A 5470-nucleotide genomic window follows, 5' to 3' on the forward strand; every position below is an offset into this window, starting at 1 on the left:
TTTAAAATTATATGACTGCGTTTTAGATAAGTAAAATCAATAAATTCTATCATTCTTCCAAAAAAAATTTTATTAATTTTAATATTGACAGAATTCATAGAATTGACTATTTTTTCAGGAAGACATAAAATCTACATAGACAATTCTCCCCTATAGAAGCGAGGTGCCTTCGTGGAAGAAAAAGATTTTACCATCCTTCGATACATTGCCGAAGAGATGCATTTGACGAAAGCAGCAGAGCGGCTCTATATGACGCAGCCGGCTCTCACTTATCGGATACAGCAGCTGGAAAAAGAGCTAGATACACAGATTTTGATCAAAAATGGAAAGCGTATTAAATTTACATCACAGGGAGAGTATCTCGTTTCCTTTGCCAATAAAATGCTTGCAGAATACCGGGTAGCGAAAGACTCTCTCGCCAACATGTCTTCAGATGTACAAGGAACCCTGCGAATTGGTGCAGCTAGTACCTTTGCCAAGTATTTTCTCCCCTCCCTGATGAAAAGTTTTGTCACCCAGTACCCCAAAGTCATTTACAACGTCTATACAGGTCCTACTCCGAAAATCATGGATCTTTTGGAAACGGAAAGCGTAGATCTTGTTTTCATTCGAGGGGAATACAAATGGTCCGAGCAAAAATTTCCGATTATGGAAGAGAATCTTTGTCTGATCTCCAAGCATGAGATCGACCTAGAGGAATTGCCCAATCAGCAGAGAATCGAGTATAGATACAACATCAACCAGCCCACACTTGGAAAACACAAACCCCAGACATCTATCAGAGACAGCTTGCGCAGCTGGTGGTCGGAAAGATACAGTGTGCCACCACAGACGACTGTTATCGTAGACAGCTATGACATTTGCAAGGAAATGGTGATAAATGATCTCGGCTACGCTTTTATTCCCGAGCCCTTTATCAACAAAGGGGATGACCTGCACAAGATCAATCTTCTTCGCAAAAATGGAGAAGCCATCAAACGAAGCACCTGGCTTCATTACAAGGAAGCCTCTGAGCAGCTGAACATCGTCAAAAAGTTCGTTTCCTTCGTTCGCTCCCAAAGCTTTCACTCAACCTCATAAATACTTTCGATCAGAGAATTTAGTGAAAGCCCTGCTCAAGCAAAATAGGACTTATAGAATACAACAAATATTCGTTTACTCGAGAGGAGTCTTTTTCATGGACGATCGCAATTGGCAGATATTACATCTCCTCTATAGGCAAAAAAACATTACAAAGACCGCACAGCTTTTATTTTTGACCCAGCCTGCCCTTACGAAGCGGCTGATGCAAATTGAAGCCGAATTTGGCGTAAAGATCGTAAATAGGGGTATCAAAGGGGTTCGTTTCACTCCGGAGGGCGAATTACTCGCAATACGGGCTGGGCAAATCCTTACCTCGATTCGAGAAATCAAGGAGGAGTTGTCCAATCTCCAGCAGAGTGTGGCGGGGACTTTGCGACTGGGAGTCTCGAATTTCTTTGCAAAGTATAAACTCCCGGGCCTATTAAAGCTTTTCAGCGAACAATATCCCCTCGTTAATTTCCAGGTGGAAACAGGCCTGAGCAAGGATGTTTTGCAAAAGGTCTACAACCACGATGTACACATTGGCTTTGTCCGTGGAGATTACAGCTGGCATGATCAAAAGAGACGACTGTTTGCAGAAAAGGTTCTACTCGTGTCAAGAACTGAGACCAACCTCACTCAATTGCCCGAGCTGCCGAGAATTGATTATGAGACAGACCAGATGTTTAAATCCTTGGTCGACAACTGGTGGGCAGAGAACTACACGAAGCCTCCCTTGATTTCTATGAAGGTAGACCGGGGCGATACCTGCAAAGAGATGGTGCTGAATGGCTTGGGATACGCCATTTTACCTTCCATGTTTGTCAGTGATATAGTTGACCTCTATAAAATGGAGCTCCGTTCTCCGGAAAATGAACCTGTCCTGCGCAATACATGGATGTTCTATCACGAGGAGTCTTTGGAGAAAAACGTCGTCAAAGCCTTCATACAGTTTATGGAGGGAATCGATTTCGAGGGTTCCTAAGAAAAGGAAGAGGCATGAAAAATTCTTATGCCTGTTCATGCGATTTTCTTATTTTTCACATTTTCTTCCTCATGCTATACTTCAGGTGCTTTACTACATATCTCATGAGAGGTGAACATGTATGAAAACGGTAGAACAGGCTTTATGGTCATTACCGACAGCCCTTCCCGTCCACGGGAAAGAGTATAGATACTATCGAATCCAGGCATTGGAGGAAGCGGGAATCGGCAATGTCTCTTCCCTTCCCTACTGTATGAAAATCCTTTTGGAGGCAGCTGTCCGTGAGTTTAACGGAGTGACTGTCACTTCAGAACATATTCGCAAACTTGCCAATAGTACAATGGAACGAAATCCAAACGAAGAGGTGCCTTTCAAGCCGACCCGCGTACTGCTGCATGACACGACGGGACTTCCTGCATTAGTAGACCTCGCTTCCATGCGAGAAACAATGCAAGCTCTCGGTGGCAACCTATCATCCGTAAATCCGCAGATCCCCGTTGATCTCGTCATTGATCATTCCGTCATGGTAGATCATTATGGTACTTCAAATGCATTAGCCTTGAATCAAAGGAAAGAATTTGAACGGAATTTCGAGCGATTCCGCTTCTTTCGCTGGGCACAGAATGCTTTTCAAAATATACGGATCATTCCTCCCTCCACAGGGATTATGCACCAGATCAATATGGAATACCTCTCGTCGGTAGTCTCTTCCAAAGAGGAAGACGGTTTTACTGTACTCTACCCTGATTCTCTTGTCGGCACGGATTCTCATACCACGATGATTAACGGTCTTGGCATCGTCGCCTGGGGTGTTGGCGGGATAGAAGCAGAAGCAGCTATACTCGGACAGTCCCTTTACTTCGTCCCTCCAGAAGTAGTCGGTTTTCGACTCACAGGCTTTTTACCAGAAGGGGCGACTGCTACGGATCTTGCCTTAACTGTCACTCATATTCTCCGGAAAAAAGGCGTCGTAGGTAAATTTGTTGAGTTTATCGGGCCCGGCGTCAGCACCATGAGTCTTGCCGATCGAGCAACTATTGCGAATATGGCACCGGAATATGGGGCGACCATGGGTTATTTTCCAGTCGATCAAGAGACCTTGAGCTACTTGCGATTGATCGGGCATACCGAAGAACACGTGTCCTTGGTTGAAGCCTACTACAGAGCACAGGGTATGTTTGTATCGGAAAGCAGTGAAGAGCCTGTGTATTCAGAAGTAATCGAACTTAATCTGTCTACAGTAGCTCCTTGTTTGGCAGGTCCCAAGCGACCACAGGACCAAATTCCGCTCTCTACTATGAAACAGGCCTTTCAGGAAGCAGTTCAGGCTTCCGTCTCCAAAGGCGGGTACGGATTATCCGAATCCGATCTAACCAGATCGTCTAAAGGCTCTCTGCTTCACCATGGTGCTGTCGTTCTCGCCGCCATTACGAGCTGCACTAATACTTCCAATCCAAGCGTTTTGATTGGTGCCGGTCTCCTCGCCAAAAAGGCTGTAGAAAAAGGGTTGAAGAAGCCTGCCTATGTAAAAACCTCGCTTACCCCTGGATCCCGGGTCGTTTCGGAGTATTTAACCGAATCGGGCCTGTCCAAAAGCCTAGAAGCCCTCGGATTTCATGTCGCAGGATATGGATGCGCCACCTGTATCGGTAATTCTGGTCCGCTTCCCGAAGAGGTCAGACAGGAGATCGTGGACCATGATCTTGTCACGGCATCCGTTTTGTCCGGCAACCGTAACTTTGAAGGACGAATACACCCGCAAGTAAAAGCAAATTATTTAGCCTCACCGCCGCTTGTCGTAGCCTATGCTTTAGCGGGTACGGTTACCATTGATTTCGCTACTGAGCCGATTGGTTACGATCACAATGGACAGCCCGTTTTCTTGAAAGAGTTATGGCCAACAGCAGCGGAAATACAGTACTGGATGAACCAGGCAGTCCGTCCCGAGCTGTTCCGTAAAAACTATCAGAACGTCCTCTTCGACAATAAAAAGTGGAATGCTATCGAGCCACCACAGGGACAGCTTTATGAGTGGGACGCAGAATCTACATATATCCAGCAACCTCCTTTTCTTAATAATTTGTCTGTAGAGTTATCCGACATTGAGGAGATCAGAGCCGCTCGTGTTCTCGCTTATCTAGGGGATTCCGTCACCACTGACCATGCCTCCCCTTCAGGCAGCATACTTGCAACAAGCCCGGCTGGTCTCTACTTGAAGGCATTGGGGGTTGGTGTGGAAGACTTTAATTCGTATCCTTCCCGCCGAGGAAACCATCTCGTTATGAAGCGTGGGACGTTTGCCAATTCGCGCATACGCAATCTTCTGGCACCCGGCTACGAGGGCGGAGTCACTACCTATCTACCGCGCGAGGAAGTCATGTCCATCTACGATGCCTCGGTTCACTATCAAGATGATGGCATCCCATTGGCTATCATCGCAGGTAAGGAGTATGGCACTGGAAGCTCGCGTGACTGGGCTGCCAAAGGGCCTTATCTGCTCGGCGTAAAATTCATCATCGCGGAAAGTTTCGAACGGATTCACCGCAGCAACCTCGTGGGAATGGGCATTTTACCGCTCCAATTTGCACTAGGAACAAGCGCCGCTACCCTCGGAATCACGGGTCATGAAAGCTTGGAAACCATCGGCTTGCAAAATGAGCTTAAACCGGGACAGACTATCCAAATGAAAGCCACCCGCCAAGACGGCAGCGCCTTTACGTTTGACGTCATCGTACGCTTGGATAATGTCGTGGAGATTGAGTATTATCACAATGGTGGTATTATGCAGACAGTGGTAAGAAGGTTAGTTCGTGCCTGATCATAGATAGAAAAGGAAAAAGTCTCTTTGCTGACACGATGCCACTGAAAATCTAAGTATATATTCTTATATAATGGACTAATAAAAAAGACGACCACCATTCTAATATAGAGTGGAATGTCGTCTTTTTAGCCTCCTATTCTTAAATTTAATTTTAATTAATAAAGTAAAAATGATTTAGGAATCTCTAGGTCCCAAATCATCTTTTTATTGATCCTTTAATTGATATCTGCAATAAATTTCCGAAGCATCATTTGAAGTATACCACCATGGCGATAATATTCTATTTCTACCGGGCTATCTAAGCGTGCAACTGCTTGAAAAGTAAAGGTCGATTGATCCTGGCGCGTAGCCAAAATGGTTACCATCTGCCTTGGCTGTATATGATCATCAATATTTAAAATGTCAAACGTTTCAAAGCCGGTAATTCCGTGTGATCTCCAACTTTCCCCAGGTGAAAATTCTAACGGTAGAACGCCCATTCCAACTAAATTACTTCTATGAATTCTCTCAAAGTTTTCTGCTAGTACCGCTTTAACCCCAAGTAACCTAGTTCCTTTAGCCGCCCAATCTCTTGAACTACCAGAACCATATTCTTTTCCAGC

3 protein-coding genes and 1 pseudogene are annotated in these 5470 nt (G+C 45.3%); 3 read left to right on the forward strand and 1 reads right to left on the reverse strand.

Annotated features, from left to right (window positions below):
* Positions 1–171 precede the first annotated feature (171 nt).
* The 3 genes from DFO72_RS28860 to acnA all read left to right on the forward strand — a co-directional run bounded on the left by DFO72_RS28860 (position 172) and on the right by acnA (position 4865).
* Positions 172–1080, forward strand: coding sequence for a LysR family transcriptional regulator (locus DFO72_RS28860; RefSeq protein WP_113885922.1), 909 nt, complete (start codon positions 172–174; stop codon positions 1078–1080).
* Between the two features lie 97 nt (positions 1081–1177).
* Entirely contained in the window at positions 1178–2047 is an 870-nt protein-coding gene (locus DFO72_RS28865; RefSeq protein WP_113885921.1) for a LysR family transcriptional regulator, read from the forward strand.
* Positions 2048–2168: 121 nt separating this feature from the next.
* The gene (gene acnA / locus DFO72_RS28870; protein ID WP_134177342.1) at positions 2169–4865 is read left to right on the forward strand and encodes an aconitate hydratase AcnA; all 2697 of its coding nucleotides are present in this window, start codon (positions 2169–2171) and stop codon (positions 4863–4865) included.
* 218 nt (positions 4866–5083) lie between these two features.
* Here acnA and DFO72_RS28875 read toward each other — a convergent pair.
* Positions 5084–5470: pseudogene (locus tag DFO72_RS28875) on the reverse strand (aconitate hydratase); the annotation flags it as partial.

Source organism: Cytobacillus oceanisediminis, from assembly GCF_004366035.1.
GTDB lineage: Bacteria > Bacillota > Bacilli > Bacillales > Cytobacillaceae > Cytobacillus > Cytobacillus oceanisediminis_C.

Coding starts and splice junctions, on each gene's coding strand:
- DFO72_RS28865 (WP_113885921.1), top strand. CDS start 1,178: ATGGACGATCGCAATTGGCAGATATTACATCTCCTCTATAGGCAAAAA.
- acnA (WP_134177342.1), top strand. CDS start 2,169: ATGAAAACGGTAGAACAGGCTTTATGGTCATTACCGACAGCCCTTCCC.